The organism is Streptomyces sp. NPDC005551, assembly GCF_042871785.1.
Lineage (GTDB): Bacteria > Actinomycetota > Actinomycetes > Streptomycetales > Streptomycetaceae > Streptomyces.
Map to the genome: position 1 here is coordinate 648628 of NZ_JBIAJE010000001.1, position 15064 is coordinate 663691.

Annotated in this window: 29 protein-coding genes; all 29 read left to right on the forward strand. The window is 64.1% G+C overall.

From position 1 onward, the window contains the following. Positions 1-125: 125 nt before the first annotated feature. The 29 genes from ACFYP4_RS02780 to ACFYP4_RS02920 all read left to right on the forward strand — a co-directional run bounded on the left by ACFYP4_RS02780 (position 126) and on the right by ACFYP4_RS02920 (position 14673). On the forward strand, positions 126-1199 hold the full coding sequence (locus tag ACFYP4_RS02780; protein ID WP_388782124.1) for a hypothetical protein: 1074 nt from the start codon (positions 126-128) through the stop codon (positions 1197-1199). After that, the gene (locus ACFYP4_RS02785) at positions 1196-1372 is read left to right on the forward strand and encodes a hypothetical protein (protein WP_388782127.1); all 177 of its coding nucleotides are present in this window, start codon (positions 1196-1198) and stop codon (positions 1370-1372) included. Before ACFYP4_RS02780 ends, ACFYP4_RS02785 begins: the two co-directional genes overlap by 4 nt. A 153-nt stretch (positions 1373-1525) precedes the next feature. Next, complete coding sequence (locus tag ACFYP4_RS02790) at positions 1526-2023, forward strand: hypothetical protein (protein WP_388782130.1); 498 nt, start codon at positions 1526-1528, stop codon at positions 2021-2023. Further along, entirely contained in the window at positions 2024-2404 is a 381-nt protein-coding gene (locus tag ACFYP4_RS02795; protein WP_388782133.1) for a WhiB family transcriptional regulator, read from the forward strand. Next, positions 2338-3432: a hypothetical protein gene (locus ACFYP4_RS02800; protein ID WP_388782136.1), complete on the forward strand. Its 1095-nt coding sequence runs from the start codon at positions 2338-2340 to the stop codon at positions 3430-3432. The genes ACFYP4_RS02795 and ACFYP4_RS02800 overlap by 67 nt, the downstream gene beginning before the upstream one ends. 7 nt (positions 3433-3439) lie before the next feature. Then, on the forward strand, positions 3440-3787 hold the full coding sequence (locus ACFYP4_RS02805) for a hypothetical protein (protein ID WP_388782139.1): 348 nt from the start codon (positions 3440-3442) through the stop codon (positions 3785-3787). 115 nt (positions 3788-3902) lie between these two features. Then, positions 3903-4628 carry an FAD-dependent thymidylate synthase gene (thyX, locus tag ACFYP4_RS02810; RefSeq protein WP_388782142.1) on the forward strand — a complete coding sequence of 242 codons (726 nt, stop codon included), beginning with the start codon at positions 3903-3905 and terminating at the stop codon, positions 4626-4628. A gap of 104 nt (positions 4629-4732) precedes the next feature. Then, entirely contained in the window at positions 4733-5125 is a 393-nt protein-coding gene (locus ACFYP4_RS02815; protein WP_388782145.1) for a hypothetical protein, read from the forward strand. Then, positions 5125-5277 carry a hypothetical protein gene (locus ACFYP4_RS02820; RefSeq protein WP_388782148.1) on the forward strand — a complete coding sequence of 51 codons (153 nt, stop codon included), beginning with the start codon at positions 5125-5127 and terminating at the stop codon, positions 5275-5277. The genes ACFYP4_RS02815 and ACFYP4_RS02820 overlap by 1 nt, the downstream gene beginning before the upstream one ends. Further along, the gene (locus ACFYP4_RS02825; protein WP_388782151.1) at positions 5274-5480 is read left to right on the forward strand and encodes a hypothetical protein; all 207 of its coding nucleotides are present in this window, start codon (positions 5274-5276) and stop codon (positions 5478-5480) included. Before ACFYP4_RS02820 ends, ACFYP4_RS02825 begins: the two co-directional genes overlap by 4 nt. Before the next feature lie 99 nt (positions 5481-5579). Then, complete coding sequence (locus ACFYP4_RS02830; protein ID WP_388782154.1) at positions 5580-5816, forward strand: hypothetical protein; 237 nt, start codon at positions 5580-5582, stop codon at positions 5814-5816. Further along, a complete protein-coding gene (locus ACFYP4_RS02835) occupies positions 5813-6901 on the forward strand; it encodes an RNA ligase (protein WP_388782157.1) in 1089 nt (362 codons plus the stop codon). The genes ACFYP4_RS02830 and ACFYP4_RS02835 overlap by 4 nt, the downstream gene beginning before the upstream one ends. Next, positions 6898-7800: an AAA family ATPase gene (locus ACFYP4_RS02840; RefSeq protein WP_388782160.1), complete on the forward strand. Its 903-nt coding sequence runs from the start codon at positions 6898-6900 to the stop codon at positions 7798-7800. Before ACFYP4_RS02835 ends, ACFYP4_RS02840 begins: the two co-directional genes overlap by 4 nt. 22 nt (positions 7801-7822) lie before the next feature. Further along, entirely contained in the window at positions 7823-8551 is a 729-nt protein-coding gene (locus tag ACFYP4_RS02845; protein WP_388782163.1) for an exonuclease domain-containing protein, read from the forward strand. Then, the gene (locus tag ACFYP4_RS02850; protein WP_388782166.1) at positions 8548-8883 is read left to right on the forward strand and encodes a hypothetical protein; all 336 of its coding nucleotides are present in this window, start codon (positions 8548-8550) and stop codon (positions 8881-8883) included. The genes ACFYP4_RS02845 and ACFYP4_RS02850 overlap by 4 nt, the downstream gene beginning before the upstream one ends. A gap of 11 nt (positions 8884-8894) precedes the next feature. Beyond that, positions 8895-9461 carry a hypothetical protein gene (locus ACFYP4_RS02855; protein ID WP_388782169.1) on the forward strand — a complete coding sequence of 189 codons (567 nt, stop codon included), beginning with the start codon at positions 8895-8897 and terminating at the stop codon, positions 9459-9461. Between the two features lie 142 nt (positions 9462-9603). Next, positions 9604-9888 (forward strand): stage V sporulation protein S, encoded by a 285-nt coding sequence (locus tag ACFYP4_RS02860; RefSeq protein ID WP_388782172.1) that lies wholly within the window; start codon positions 9604-9606, stop codon positions 9886-9888. A 91-nt stretch (positions 9889-9979) separates the two neighbouring features. Next, positions 9980-10297 (forward strand): hypothetical protein, encoded by a 318-nt coding sequence (locus ACFYP4_RS02865; protein WP_388782176.1) that lies wholly within the window; start codon positions 9980-9982, stop codon positions 10295-10297. Beyond that, the gene (locus ACFYP4_RS02870; protein ID WP_388782179.1) at positions 10297-10467 is read left to right on the forward strand and encodes a hypothetical protein; all 171 of its coding nucleotides are present in this window, start codon (positions 10297-10299) and stop codon (positions 10465-10467) included. The genes ACFYP4_RS02865 and ACFYP4_RS02870 overlap by 1 nt, the downstream gene beginning before the upstream one ends. 2 nt (positions 10468-10469) lie before the next feature. After that, on the forward strand, positions 10470-10955 hold the full coding sequence (locus ACFYP4_RS02875; protein ID WP_388782182.1) for a hypothetical protein: 486 nt from the start codon (positions 10470-10472) through the stop codon (positions 10953-10955). Between the two features lie 4 nt (positions 10956-10959). After that, positions 10960-11175, forward strand: a complete 216-nt coding sequence (locus ACFYP4_RS02880) for a hypothetical protein (RefSeq protein WP_388782185.1) — start codon at positions 10960-10962, stop codon at positions 11173-11175. Between the two features lies 1 nt (position 11176). Further along, positions 11177-11422, forward strand: coding sequence for a hypothetical protein (locus ACFYP4_RS02885; protein ID WP_388782188.1), 246 nt, complete (start codon positions 11177-11179; stop codon positions 11420-11422). A gap of 13 nt (positions 11423-11435) precedes the next feature. Then, a complete protein-coding gene (locus ACFYP4_RS02890; RefSeq protein ID WP_388782191.1) occupies positions 11436-12242 on the forward strand; it encodes a peptidoglycan-binding protein in 807 nt (268 codons plus the stop codon). 79 nt (positions 12243-12321) lie between these two features. After that, on the forward strand, positions 12322-12570 hold the full coding sequence (locus ACFYP4_RS02895) for a hypothetical protein (protein WP_388782194.1): 249 nt from the start codon (positions 12322-12324) through the stop codon (positions 12568-12570). 91 nt (positions 12571-12661) lie between these two features. Beyond that, positions 12662-13288 carry a lytic transglycosylase domain-containing protein gene (locus tag ACFYP4_RS02900; protein WP_388782197.1) on the forward strand — a complete coding sequence of 209 codons (627 nt, stop codon included), beginning with the start codon at positions 12662-12664 and terminating at the stop codon, positions 13286-13288. A gap of 34 nt (positions 13289-13322) precedes the next feature. Then, positions 13323-13820 (forward strand): hypothetical protein, encoded by a 498-nt coding sequence (locus tag ACFYP4_RS02905; RefSeq protein WP_388782200.1) that lies wholly within the window; start codon positions 13323-13325, stop codon positions 13818-13820. A 10-nt stretch (positions 13821-13830) separates the two neighbouring features. Further along, the gene (locus ACFYP4_RS02910) at positions 13831-14070 is read left to right on the forward strand and encodes a hypothetical protein (RefSeq protein WP_388782203.1); all 240 of its coding nucleotides are present in this window, start codon (positions 13831-13833) and stop codon (positions 14068-14070) included. A gap of 2 nt (positions 14071-14072) precedes the next feature. After that, positions 14073-14393 (forward strand): hypothetical protein, encoded by a 321-nt coding sequence (locus tag ACFYP4_RS02915; protein ID WP_388782206.1) that lies wholly within the window; start codon positions 14073-14075, stop codon positions 14391-14393. Positions 14394-14403: 10 nt separating this feature from the next. After that, a complete protein-coding gene (locus ACFYP4_RS02920) occupies positions 14404-14673 on the forward strand; it encodes a DUF2829 domain-containing protein (RefSeq protein ID WP_388782209.1) in 270 nt (89 codons plus the stop codon). Positions 14674-15064 lie beyond the last annotated feature (391 nt).

A 15064-nucleotide genomic window follows, 5' to 3' on the forward strand; every position in this document is an offset into this window, starting at 1 on the left:
GGACCACTTAGTTGTCTTCTAAGTGGTCCACTAGTACTGTTGGGGCCACCGGCAGGCGTAGTGAACCTCCCGGACCCCAACCCCTTAGGTGCGTTGTGCCGATCAGTGCTGAAGCGCGAGCCGTCATGGCCCAGGTCAACAAGAAGCACGGCGAAGGCTCCCTGGTCATCGCCAGTGACATTCCCACCCTGGCGCCCATGCCCACGGGATCGCTGAGCGTGGACATCGCCCTCGGCGGCGGATGGCCCCCGAACCAATGGTCGGAGCTCGTAGGGCGCGAATCGTCGTCCAAGACGTCGCTCGCCTACATGACGCTCCGCGAAGCCCAGGAACGCAACCCGGACTTCACGGCCCTCTGGGTCGCAGCCGAGGCGTACAACTCCCGCTGGGCGCGAAACCTGGGCGTGGACAACTCCCGGGTACACATTGCCCCCACGAACAAGATGGAAAAGGCGTACGAGATCCTCATCGCCGCCGCCGAATCCAACGCCTACGACCTCCTGGTACTCGACTCCTACCCCGCCCTCGTGGCTGACCAGGAAGACGAGAAGACCATGGACGACATGGTCGTCGGCCTCGGAGCCCGCCGCACCGGCCAGTTCTTCCGCAAGGTCGGCTCGAACATGGGCCAGTCGGTCCTCAAGGTTGACAAACCCGTCGTCGGGATCTTCATCAACCAGTTCAGGGACAAGATCGGTGGATTCTCCCCGATGGGAACTCCCCAGACCACCCCCGGCGGACAGGCAAAGAACTACGCGTTCTACGCCCGGGTGGAAGTCAGCCGCGCCGAATACATCGACGAACCCATCCCCGGCAAGAACATGAAGCGCCGCGTGGGACAGGTCGTCAAGGCGAAGGTCATCAAGAACAAGCAGGCCGCGCCCCATAAGGTCGCCGGGTACGACTTCTACTTCGAGAACGCACCCGCGCACGGCTTTGTCGCCGGAGAGCACGACAAGGCCAAGGAACTCATCACCCTCGGCGTGCTCTACGACCAGATCAACCGGCGTGGGGCCTACTACGACGTCGCAGGAGAAACGTTCAAGGGCACGGATGCCCTTTTGAGCGGAATCCGCGAAAACCTCGGCCTCCAGGAAGCGTTGACCGCCAACATTCGGTCCGTGGCCATCGGCGAGCAGGCCACCCCCGTCAGCCTGGCGCCCTACGAGGACGACGCGGCGGAAGACGCCGCAGCATGAGCCAGTTCCAGACCCCCGAATCGACGGAAGCACGCCTGGACGGCATCCGCACCCTCGCGAAAGCCCTTACGGATTCCGCTGATCCCTGGGTCTGGAACCTCGCCCTCACCATCGAGCAGCTCTGCATGGGGACCATCACCGTCGCCCAAGCCATGAAGCAGACGGAGGAATGATGATTCCCAAGGTCCCAGTCGTGTGCTTCTTCTGCCGGAGGCAGCATGCGCCCTGGTGGGGGAGGTTCGTCCCGCCACCCGGCTGCACGGCCACCGAGAAGGATCGGGCACACGCCGAGTTCTTCTCCTTCCCCCGCAGGCGGGCGGTGCGCAATGCCGACTGACAACCAGAAGGCGAGCCGCAAGCAGGAGAAGCAGGTCGCCGCCGACAACGCGGGCCGCATCAACCCCGGTTCGGGCAACGGATGGCGCTTCAAGAACGACGTCCGCAGCGCAACCGTCAGCTTTGAGTGCAAGACGACCACCCAGGACCGGTACTCGCTGAAGCTGAGCGAACTTCAGACGGCCCATTCGCACGCCCTCGCCGACGGCAAGGACATGGCCTTCGTCATCGACATCCGGGACAAGCGCTACTACACGGTCGAGCACAACGACTGGCTGGCGATGACCGAGGAATGGCCCGCGAACGACTTCGCGTACTACGACACGATGACCACCCGCGCGTCGGCGCCGCTGAAGCGCATTGAACTGGACGTGCAGGAAACGCAGGCTCTCGCGACCAAGCAGGACCCGGTCTGGCGCAACGAGATCCAGGGACGTCGGTACGTGACGGTGCGCGACTACACCTGGCACATGCTGCGGGGGGACTGAGTGGTTCTGCTCTCCCGGGTCAACGCTCCCGACTGGACCGCCGTAGAAGACCCGCAGATGGAAGCCAAGTGCCGGAAGCTGCCGGTCCCGGTATTCGGTGCCGATCCCTTCTTCGACAACGAGGAGACCGCCCTTGCAGTATGTAACGGGGGAGATGCGGGGGCGGACTACGAGAACGCCGGAGCCCCATGCCCGCAGCGCCATGAGTGCCTGATTTTCGCGCTTATCAATCACGAAGGCGCCGGAGTCTGGGGCGGAATGCTCCTCCACGACCGGATGAACCTCAAGCGAAACGTCCACAGAAAGTGGTGGAGATGGCACCCCCCGACCCCAAAGCCCGCAAAGCTCGACGAGCCGCACTCCGACCAACTGGCGGCCTGAAAGCGTTCGCCGACGCCAAGCGGTATGACGAGTCCCTCGTCCTGGGGCCGACACAAAAGCACGTGCTGTCCAAGGAGGGCCGCGACCTCAGCCGCCGCCAGGACATCATCCACCCCTCGGAAATGTCCCACGGCGACTGGTGTCCCAAGGCCACCTACCTCCGCATCAAAAACCTGCGCGACGGAGGAACGTTTACTAAGGAAGCATTCGGCTTCCAGAGCCTGAACATCTTCCAGCACGGACACGAGGTCCACCATAAATGGCAGACCTGGCTCTGGCAGCGCGGGGTTCTGTGGGGCGAGTGGAAATGCCTCAACAACGAGGGACAGTGCAACTGGAGCTTCTACGCAACCGCTCCCTCGCAGTGCCCGAACTGCGATTCCACCAACCTTGAATACGCAGAAGTGCCGCTCAGTGCCGAAGAGGAACTCCTCATCGAGGGCAGCGCCGACGGTTTTGTCCCTGACATTCAAGCCCTCATGGAATTCAAGACCGTGGGGGAGGGGACGCTCAGGTTCGAGGAACCGGAACTTCTCAAGGCACACACGCACAAGACCGTGGACGGCAAGAGCCTCGTCGACTACCCGGCCCTGTGGAAGGGCATCAACCGGCCCTTCCGCTCGCACCAGAAGCAAGGCCAGATCTACCTGTGGATCGCTGAAATCCTCGGCATCAACGCGGACAAGGTCGTCTACATCTACGAGTCCAAGTTCAACCAGGGCACGAAAGAATTCGTCGTCCAGCGGCGCCAGAAGCTGATTCAGCCGCTTCTCGACTCAGCTCAGGAAATCAAGGACGCGCTGGACCACGACGGCCCGGTACCCGAGTGCCCGCGTGGGGGCTGCAAGCACTGCGAGCCGAAGAGCGCCGAGAAGGAGAAGGAAAGTGGTCAGGAGACTGCCTCCGCCGGAAAGGGAAGCCCCCGAACGGATCGACCTGCGGCTCGCCGACAAGGGACTGTCGTTCGCCGCCAAGCCACACGAGGGGACTCCCGAACTCCCGACAAACCTCGCCGAGCTGACGGTTGAGCGCCTCATGGTGCTGATGGTCGACTTCACCAACTGGGCTGCCTACGCCGGAGGACAACTCGCCCGCGCCGCCGTCAAGGAGAAGCGAGCCGAGGCCGCCCTCAACATGGCCCAGGCCCGTGCTGCGGTGGCCGCCCGCGCCGAGAAGTCCGTGTCCGCGCAGAAGGCGGCAGCGGCGGCCGACCCGGACGTACAGCACGCCACGGAAGCCCTCACCGAGGCCTACGCGATGCGCAAGGCGCTGGAAGCGGTCCACGACGGTCTGGAAGCCAAGTCCCGCGTCGTATCTCGGGACTTGACCCGACGGACCGCAATGCGCGACATGGAAAACCGCTCCGGAAAGTGGAGCGCGTAATGAGACTCATCGAACTCGTCAAGACGGCTCTCGTCACGGGGATTTTCCTCGGGAGCGTACTCGTCGTGTACTTCACGGTCGAGATTTACTGCACGATCAAGGAGCGTAAGAGCCAGTGAACGTCGAACTCATCGGATACACGCTGTTCCGTCCGCCGACGCGCATGCGAGACACCAAGATGATGCAGCGTCTCGCGGACGAATTCGGACCGCAGACAGCCAGCGCCAGCACCCTGTCCGAGTTCGCCGGGCGGCTCTGCTACGACTCCCTGAACCTCCCCAACGAGGGAACCGCAACCAACGCCACCTACCTGGCGAACATCATCAAGCAGCGGCACTTCTCCGTTCTGGAGCACGGCAGCGCCACCTTCTATATCGGGGGAGTCAGCCGCAGTCTCCTGATGGAGATACGCACCCACCGCATTGCCTCCTTCAGCGCCCGCAGCACGCGCTATGTCGACGAACGGGACGCACAGTTCGTCACGCCGCCTGCACTCGCCCCCCTCCTCAGCGAGCAGTTCAGCGAAAGCGATTCCGTCACCGTCGGCGAAGAGCTGGACGACCTCATGGGCCACGCAGCTGCTCTGTACGAGTCCATCTACGAGCGTCTCATCGCCAACGGAGCCACCCGCAAGGAAGCCCGCGAGGCGGCCCGCGAGTTCCTCCCCGGTGCCACCGAGACCGAGTTCGTCATGACAGCCAACCACCACGCGTGGCGGGACCTGCTCCAGAAGCGCATCGCCCCGGGAGCATCGCAGGAAATCCGGCTCCTGGGCGGCGAGATCCTGAGGCACCTCAAGGAGCTGGAGCCTGCCATCTATCAGGACATTCAGTGCCCGTAGCTCCGGCAGAAGCGGAGAACTCGTGATTCTTCTCGACGAAGCAGAAATGGCAGAAATTGTCCAAGCGCCGGACGAGGACGAAGACCCGGATGAGGAGTACGACCGTGACTACTGCGACTAAGTTCCCCCTCAGCCGTCTGCGCCGCGATCAGCGGCACTGGCGCCTCTTCGCGGCCGTGATCGTCGTGTCCCTGATGTCCACGGGAACCTACTTGGGGGTGTACGCCGCGTCCTCCCGCCAGGTCGATTTCACCGTGAACAGCAAGGAGCGCATCTGCTCCAGCGACAGCAGCGGGACGACGGACTGCAAGTACCTGATCTTCACCTCTGCCGGTGTCTTCGAGAACACCGACTCTTTCATGGCGCTCAAGAACAACAGTTCCGACCTGTACAACCAGCTCCGCGCGGGCGAGCGCTACGAGGCGAACGTGATCGGCTGGCGCATACCCATCCTTTCCGAATACCCGAACATCACCTCCGTCACGAAGGAGGGTTGATGGCACTCGACACCAGAGAAGCGGCCGTCGCCGGACCGTGCACCTACTGCCCCGGTTACTACGAAGCCGGAGACATGATCGCGCAGCCCAACGACGGCGAAGTCATGTGCCCGCAGTGCGTCACGGAGCACCGAGAGCTAAACGCCGCGTGAGGCTCATCGACCACGTGGCACAGGCCATCAGGATCCACGACGGAGACCACTCCAAAGGCGCCGCCGAACTCGCGGAAATCGCACTCACGGCCACCTCTCAGTTTTTCCAGAGGCAAGCCGACAAGGCACCGAACCAGACACTCAGGACCCTCAACCTGGTGGCCGCCGACTGGGCCAACCCCGACAACCCTGACGAGAACTGAGGAGGAACGATGCCGAAGCCGCCCACACATTACCGAGGAGTACCGGTCCCGGGCCGACTCCGCCCCTACTGGACCAAGCCCACCGGCAAGTGGTGGCGCATGGGAATCGACGCCAAGGCCGAATCCATGCCCTTCGTCGTCGAGCCCGGCCAGGTGTACGCGGACAACGACCCGCGCAAGGAGGGCCGCGCCATACACATCGACAGCATCGACGGAAGGCACGCCTACGCAACCGTCGTAGAGACCGGCGCCCCCACCAAAATTCTCCTCCGACGCCTTTACCCCAACGCCCGGGGCTACAGGCTTCTCCCGGACGATGCGGCAGTGACAACATGAAACTGAACGAGCTGTTCGTGCTCAGCGAGCTCTACGCCATGAAAGAGCAGGGATACGTCCGCGCCAGCCAGCATCCCACTCTTCCGCTCTGGGTGTACTGCTACACCGACAAGACGGTCATCGAAGAGCACTGGAACGACGTAACGCGGCGCTGCCGAGGCCTTGTTGTCGGCCCGGACGACGAAATCGTCGCGCACTGCATGCCGAAGTTCCACAACGCCTCCGAGCACATCAACGGCAAGCCCTACGCTCCCGCGTTGCCAAACGAACCCTTCAAGGTCTACGAGAAGGCAGACGGCTCGCTCGGCACGATCTTCTTCTACGAAGGACGCTGGCTCGCTGCCACCAAGGGCGGCTTCCAGTCCGAGCAGGCCCAGTGGGCGCAGCGCTGGCTCGACCAGGTGAACATGGACAACCTGTCCACAGCGAACACCTACACGGTCGAGATCATCTACCCGCAGAACCGCATCGTGGTCGACAACGGCCCCACGGAGACCCTCCGCCTGCTCACGGTGTTCCGCCCGGATGGTTGCGAACGACCCATCGACTGGTACGGAGCTGCGTGGGAACTGACTGTGGGCGGCTCCGTCATCCGTCAGTACCCCGACGCCAAACTCAGCACCCTGCTCTTCCGCAGCCAGCGCAACCAGCGACCGGACGGCACACCCGTACTCGGCCACGAGGCAGAAGGCTACGTGCTGCACTACGCCTCCGGCCTGCGAGTCAAGGTGAAGTTCGCCGACTACATCCGGCTCCACGGCGTCGTCACCGGCCTGACAGAGCGGCACGTGTGGGAGATCCTGCGAGACGGACGTGACCTGGCAGACCTGCTGGCACTTCTGCCGGACGAGTACTGCGAGTGGCTGCTCAGCACCGCCGACCGGCTGCGAAACGACTTCCACGACCGCGCTCAGCGCATGGTCCACGACCTCCTGCAAACCGGCATCCCCGCCGATCCCCGGCACTTCCCCGCCTTCACCCAGTCCGGCTCCGGCGCCACACGCCGTATCTACGACGTCGTCAGCGCCCAGGCATGGGACAGCCTCAAGCCCGCCGCCGTCGGCCCCTGGAAGGGGGACATGTGACTACCACCGTCCACTTCACCACCGGCTTGCCAGGGAGCGGGAAGACGACGTGCGCCCGCCAGCTGGTGGCCGAAGCCGGGGGCAAACTCAAGCGGTTCAACCTGGACGACATCCGCGCCATGACCGCCAACGGCGTGTACTCCAAGGAGAACGAGACGCTGGCGCTGAAGGTGCTCGACAAGGGCGTCTTGGCAGCGGTCCAGCAGGGGTTCAACGTCATCCTGGACAACACCCACCTGCACAAGCGGGTACCCGAGCGCATCCTCACCACCCTGGCGACCGAAGACGTCGACTACCGGGTGCACTCCTTCCTCGACGTACCTGTGGAGGAATGCATTCGCCGGGACGCAGAGCGCGGACAGCGCGGCGAACGCTACGTCGGCCCGGACGTTATCGAGCGCATGGCCCGCAAGCAGCGTTGGACCTTGCGCGAGGACTGGCTCAACGCCCAGGCCCTCAATGCCAGCTACTACATCCCCGACACCTTTCAGCCGCGCGCCGTCATCGTCGACCTCGACGGCACTCTCGCCATACACAAGGGCCGCAGCCCCTACGACACCGCGCGGTGCGGGGAAGACCTCCTGAACACACCGCTCAACAACGTCCTCAGGGGCCTTGCACAAACAGGACACCAAATCATCCTGATGTCCGGCCGATCCGATGAATTCCGGCCGCACACCGAAGACTGGCTCTGGGACCACCAAGTCCTGTACCACGCCCTGTTCATGCGCGAGGAAGGCGACCGCCGCAGGGACGACAGAGTCAAGCTCGAACTCTTCGACCGCCACGTCCGCAACCCCTACAACGTGACGATGGCATTCGACGACCGGGACCGCGTCGTCAACCTGTGGCGCTCCATCGGCATCATGACCGCACAGATGGGCCCCGGAGACTTCTGAGCAACCCGCGAAAGGAATGACCATGGCAACTCCCTGGTGGAATGGCGAGTTCGCAGCCTTCGACACCGAAACCACGGGCAAGAACCCCGAAGAGGCGCGCATCGTGACCGCCTGCCTCGCCCGGGTCGGCGCCGACGGCACCGTCAAGGACAGCTGGGAAATGCTCATCAACCCCGGCGTGCCCATCGACCCCAAGGCAACCGAAGTTCACGGTATCTCCGACGAGATGGCCGCCGACGGCCTCGACCCCGCATCCGCCCTTCAAGGTCTCGTAGCGGCACTCGACGGAGCCTTGACCGCCAACATCCCCCTCGTGATCTACAACGCGAGGTTCGACCTCACCACCCTGGACCGGGACTGCCGACGCAACGGCATCCCCACACTGGAAGAGCGCACCGCCGGAGTCCTCGCACCCATCCTCGACCCGTACATCATGGACAAGGCCGTCGACACCTACCGCCGAGGCAGCCGCAAACTCGGCGACGTCTGCACCCTCTACGGCGTCTCCCTCGAAGGCTGGCACAACGCCGCCGCAGACGCCGTCGCAGCCGCCCAGCTCGCCCGCACCCTCATCAAGCGCTACCGGGGCCTCCAGATCCCGCTCAGTACCCTGCACACGGCACAGCAGACCTGGGCCCGCCAGCAGGCCAACAGCTTCGAGCGCTACCTCCGCAACAAGACCGGCGACGCAGGCGTCACCATCGACGGCTCCTGGCCCATGACGCCCCACCCGGTGCCGGTGACCGCATGAGCTCCATCGAGGCATGCTCCTACTGCGGGCACCCCAGGGAAAACCACCCAAAGACCGCCGACGAGCCGGGTATTCGCTGCAACGGGGTAACGACCCGGAATGGCGGATCCCTGTGCAGCGACTGCAACGTCATCGCCGAACTCTTCCGGGACCGCACTACCACCATAGGCATCATCTGGGCGAACATTTTCGAAGATGCGATTCACTACTTCCTTCCGGGAACAGTTTACGCATCCGAGTGGTCGCACAATGAATCCCGGGCAGCCGCCTGGGCCGACATGACAGCAAGTCACATTTATGACGAGCTGGAACGGAACAAGGCGGAATCGTGACAGATGCTTTCATGGGGATCGACCAGTCCTTCGGTGGCTTCTCCATCGTGGTCTGGGTGCCGGAGTGGAAGAAGGCCGAGTTCGACCTCAAGGCTTACCCGGCCAAGAACTACGGATCCGGCGTTGATCGCCTGAAAGCCGTCACCGAACACATCGTGGACGTGGCCCACGGAATCAACGAAAAGGGCCTGGAGATCAAGCACATCTGCATGGAAGGCTACGCCCGCAACAGCCGATTCCGACGGGAGGAAGCAGGTGAACTGGGCGCCACTGTCAAGCTCACCCTCTCAGCGGCCTTCAGCAAGCCCGTCTCCTACCCAACCGTGGTGGCCCCCACCCAGCTGAAGCAATTCGTCACCGGCACGGCCAAGGCCTCCAAAGAAGACATGAAACTCGGCGTGTACAAGAAATGGGGCGAACTCTGCTTCAACGACAACAACGCCGACGCCTACGGTCTCGCGAGAATGGCGGAGGCAGTACACACCGGAGAGGTCAGCGCCGAGAACCCGTACGAAGCCACCGTCCTCGGCAACCTCCACCCGCACACGGAAGTCTTCCCGGTGCCAGAGGCCGCCTGACCTGAAACATGAAGATGCCCCCGGCCGCCAAACCGGGGGCTTTATTGTGCAACCAGTGGAGCCAGCAGCACATCGAGACTAACACCCGCATAGCCGCCCCATCTACTCTCAGACCATAATCGTGAAAACAGATGGAGCACTCATGGGAACCGATAACGGAGAAGAGAAGATCTTCCGGGTAGGCAGCAACACCGCCACCAAGGATCTCGGCGCCGCCATAGCGCACGCCGTCCTGGACGGTAAGACCGTTGTCATCAAGGCAGTCGGTCATGGGGCCATCGGTCAGGCCGGTAAGGGAATCGCCGTCGCAGAAGGAAACGCTGCACGTCAGGCAATCCGACTCAAGACGAACTTCGGTTTCTTCACCACCGAGATGCCGGACAAGAAGGAAGTCTCCGGACTTCTCATGCGAGTCGTACGAGACTAAACCCGTAAACTGAGACCGGCTGCACAATAGCCACATCGGACACCTTCCTCGTCGCACTCCCTCATTTCACGCCGCGTCGAGGAGGAAAACCGTGGCCAGTCGAAATCTTTCCAGCGGCCAGTTCCCGCAGATGGGCGAGTCCGCCGTCGCCGTAACCTACCGGTCCGCCGAACCCGGCCAGCTCGTCCCACGCAAGCGAGGCAAGGAAGTCCCCGAGCCCCGCACCGCCGTACCACGCACCCAGGTCCACGCAAACCATGGCTACGCCAACGGCGGCGTCAAGGTCTACCGGACCTACATCAACGAAGCCGCGTCCGGCGCCACCGGCCGCAACGTCAAGCCGATCGGCGCCAGCCACAACGGCCGCGCCGAGTTCGACTCCCGCCGCTGCTACGGACAGAGCACCTGATGTCACTCGCCTCGCTCAACACCCAGCAGTTCGGCGCCCGCACCAAAGCCAACGAGAACGCCGTCAACACCAACGGCCAGAGCGACCGATCTACCGCGTCCGGCGACGGCACCACCACCGTCATCGCCGTCAAGGGATCCGCCCCCTCCATCAGCACCAGGAGCAGCTAGCCATGGCCTACCCCACCGCGTCCTACAACCCGCCGCTCCAGCAGGGGCAGACGGGCTCTGAGGTACGCGCTGGGGGCGGTGGCGGCTTCCCCATCGTCGGCGCCCGCAACGCCCTCGACATGCGCCGGATGATGCAGTCCGGCCGCACCCCCGACGCCGAGTACCCCGACGGCTACCTCGGCGCCAGCACCGGCCGCCACCAGGACAAGCTCCTCCAGTCCTACGGCGCAGGCGGCACCCGCTACGACCGGCCCTACGACCGAGGCGTCCACAAGGGCGACCGGATGGACCGTGGGGACTACGACTGGCCGTCCTGGCTCACACCCATGTCCGGCATCGAACGCCAGTCACGCACCACCGAGCGCTTCGCGCCCGTCGGCCGCGCCTCCGACGTCCCCACCATCCCTGGCAGCAACGCCAGTCCATCCAACAACAACAGCCCGGCCAATCCCGCAGACCTGGCCCGGTTCGCACCGTCCTGGAGGTGACCTCATGACCAAGCGCGCCATCAAGAACACCAAGCGCATCGACGACCGACGGCGCAGCGGTGTCGGCGACAACTCCCCGTTCACCGCCCGCACAGGCGTCAGCGGACTCGGCGCAGGCAAGCGCGTCAGTTCCCTGGTCGGCCCGTCCATGGCCAAGCACCAGTACACCAACCGAGGCGCCCGCAACAGCCAGAACGGCAAGGGAAAGAAGACGATCTGAGATGGCCCTGCCCCCGCTCCGCAGCATGAACGGCGAGCTCAACGAAGGCATGACCGACGGCTCCCACAAGAAGGTCACCCGCAATCGCGGCGGCTTCGTCGAGCAGACGACCCCCGAGACCCGCCGGGCCATCGACGACCGATACCTCAACATCACCGAGGCCTACGACGCCACCATGCCCGACGGCACCACCCGCTACGCCACCGGCACCCGCGCCGACTACTCACGCATGCGCCACCAGGGTTAAGGAGACCCCCTTCATGAAGGTCATTCGCAGTCGCTGGTACGGGGAGGGACGCTCCGTCCCCATCCGACTGGTCGTCATCCACGACATGGAGGCGCCCGAGAAGTCCACTACCGCCGAGGCCGTCGCCCAGTACTTCGCCAACCTCCCCACCACCTCCAAGAGCTCCGCCCACGTCTGCGTCGACAACGACTCCGCCGTCCGCTGTGTCGACGACAACGACCGCGCCTGGCACGCCCCCGGCGCCAACTCCGACGGCCTGGGCCTGGAGATGGCGGGCTACGCCCGGCAGACCCGAGCCGAGTGGCTCGACGCCTACTCCAAGGCCGTCATCGACCAGGCAGCCAAGGTCACCGCCGACTGGTGCACCAAGTACTCCATCCCCGTCAAGCACCTCACCGTCGCCGAGCTCAAGGCAGGCCACAAGGGCATCGTGGGCCACCGCGACGTCTCCGCCGCCTACCACCAGACCGACCACACCGACCCCGGCCCCAACTTCCCCTGGGACTACTTCCTGGAGCGGGTCAACCACTTCAAGACCGGCGGCACCACCACCCCGTCCACCGGCTCCGGCTCGGCCACCATCCCGGCCTTCCCCGGCACCCAGCACTTCAAGGCGGGCGCCAGCAACAAGTACGTGACCCGGCTCGGCCAGCAGCTGGTCCGCAAGGGCTTCGGCCGCTACTACACCGTCGGCCCCGGCCCGGACTGGGGAGAGGCCGACAGGAAGAACGTCGCCGCATTCCAGAAGTCCCGTCAGGAGCTCGCCGGAGACGCCGACGGATACCCGGGACCGCTCACATGGCGGCTACTGTTCTCCTGACCTGAAAAGGCCCCTGCCCATGACCCCCACGGGAACCCCCATCGACCCTCTGGCCGTATGGTCCATTGCCCTCGCAGCAGTGGCCGGAGGACTCACACTCGCCTGGCGCTTCCTGCGTCTCATACGCAGCGTCGCCAAACGGGTGGACGAGTTCATGGACGACTGGAACGGCATCCCAGAACGTCCAGGCCATGAAGCCCGCCCCGGGGTCATGTCCCGACTGAACTGGATCGAACACGAACTCAAGCCCAACTCCGGCTCCAGCCTCCGCGACGCAGTCAACCGCATCGAAAGCGAACTCGGCACCAACGGCAATAACAGCGCCTGAACAACCCTGCTACGGTAAAGGGCAGTTCCGAAAAGCCGGTCACACACCGGACGCGTCGGAGGACTCCCTGTCCCCGATGTTTGGAACGTTCATGTCTCCCAAGCAGATCAAGCTCGTCGCCTTCATCCTGATCGAGCTCATCGGCATCGCAGTGATTTCACTGGGTGCCTTTTTTCTTGTCGGAAGCGACGACACCCCCGCACCCCGGCCCACAGCGACAGTGACTGCCACCGTCACGAGGACGCCGAGCAGCACACCCACCCGGATCCCGAGCGCCACCCCCAGTTCCACGCCCAGCAGCACCCCCACTGCCAAGCCCACGCACAGCGCGCCCGCCCCGTCGCCGACCGTCGCAGCCAAGAAGGCACCGGTCACCAAGAAGCCCACCCGCGCTCCCGCCACCACCTCCCGCTCCACCCAGAGGCCCCCCAGCGGCTCCCCGCGCACCTACGCCCGCGCCGTCCTCAGCGACGCACAGTTCTCCTGCCTCGACGCCCTGGCAGTCCGAGAGAGCGGCTGGAACGTCCACGCCACCAACCCGTCCTCCGGCGCCTACGGCATCCCCCAGGCCCTCCCCGGCTCCAAGATGGCCTCCGCCGGGGCCGACTGGCGCACCAACGGCGTCACCCAGGTCAAGTGGATGCTCTCTTACGTGAACGGCCGCTACGGATCCGCCTGCGGCGCCTGGAACTTCTGGCAGTCCCACCACTGGTACTAACAGCATTTGCGCTCCGCTCCCTACGCTTTTCCTTATGGCAGCAGAGCAGATTCGTATACTCCGGTGCGACCAGTGCCACACCCTGGAAGAACTCCCCGACTTTGAGGGAAACCCCAGGGATGACCACATCCTCGCAGCGCTCATCCGGCAGAAGCACACCGAAGAGAGCGGCACCACGCACATCGGGCAGCTGATGCGAGTCGAGAAGGACAAGTGGCACACCCCGTCCGTTCGCAAGGAAATCCTGCGCCAGCTTTCCGTACAGACCACCGGGTTCGACCCCGAGGTGTACAAGGCTGACGCAGGATTCCGCGACGACGCCCTCACGTGCTGGAAGAACCACCTCCGCGTCCGCGAATGCGGCGACTACAAATCCCCCGAGAAGCGGCTCACCCCCAACACCGCCAAGGAACGCAAGGAAGCAGGCCTGCCGAAGTACCACTCGGACAAGGACGTCTTCCTCTGTGACTTCTGCCCGGCCAAGTCGGTCGTCCAGGAGAAGGTCTTCAAGCAGCGCGGCCTCTACAACTAGGAGCAAGGCAATGAACATCACGGCCAAGGCGCTGGTCACCGACAAGCGCCAGTGGGGTGAGGGCGAGGATCGCGGGGCGACCATTGGCTTCGGCGTGGACTACGCCGATGACCGCAATAGGGAGTGGGCCTACTACACGCCATCCCTCAGCGTGCAAATGTCGGTCCGGGGTGACGTAGCCGATCATTTCGAGATCGGTCAGCCTTTCACGCTGACGTTCACCCCTGAGTCCGCCCAGGAGGGGGAGTAGCAGTGGCAGCAGTAGACCTTGGCGCGCTGAAGAACGGCGGAGGCGCCCAGACAGACCAGCGGGAAGTCATCGAGGTGGAGACCGCCTTCATGGTCATCATCCGCTCCGGCGGCATCGTCCAGGCCAGCCCCGACATCAACGCGCCCATCGCGCCGGACCGGGAGCCCACCATCGACGACATGCAGATGGCCGCCCGGCGGATCTACGACGACATCCAAGTCACCAAGACAGCTCAGGTCGTCCAGATGGGCATGCAGCAGGCCGCACACCAGATGGCACAGCAGGCCGACGCCCAGCGCCTCGCACAGTCCCTCAAGATCTGAGGTCCCGGATATGGACTTCGCCCAGGCCTTCACCCTGCTCAAGGACGGGCACCTAGTAGCCCGAAAGAACTGGTCCGGATACGGCATGTTCGTCGTACGCCAGCAGGGCTACCCCGACGGCATAGCCATCAACGGAAACACGGCCCAGGCTACGAAGCTGGACGAGGGAACCGTCTGCCGCTTCCAGCCCTACATGATGATCCGCAACCGCGACGGATCCTTCGTGCCGTGGACGCCCAGCCAGACAGATCTCTTCGCCGAGGACTGGCAGCGCGCATGACGCAGGGAACCTGGCGGTACGTCCACAAGGCAGCGGTAGACCAGTACGACACCCAGGGCAACAGGCACCAAGTGCAATACCAGCAGAACGCAGAAGCCCGGCAAGTCCGCTACGTCCACCTGCCGACCTGCTGGTGCAAAATCCCTGCGAAAGATTCCGAACGTGAGTGACCAAAAGCACGACTTCGTCAGCTGTAACGACAACTGCCCCGGCATCTACGACGAATGGTGCGGCGAAGAGAGCTGTAACGGTTGCATCCCCACGTGCTGCCGCTGCAAGTGCCACAAGGGTGATATCTGCGTCTGCGGAAACCCCTACTAACCCCGGTGATTCGCTACCACCGGATGGGAGGATCCCCCGCACCACGCACCCGACACGTGGAATGAGGGGG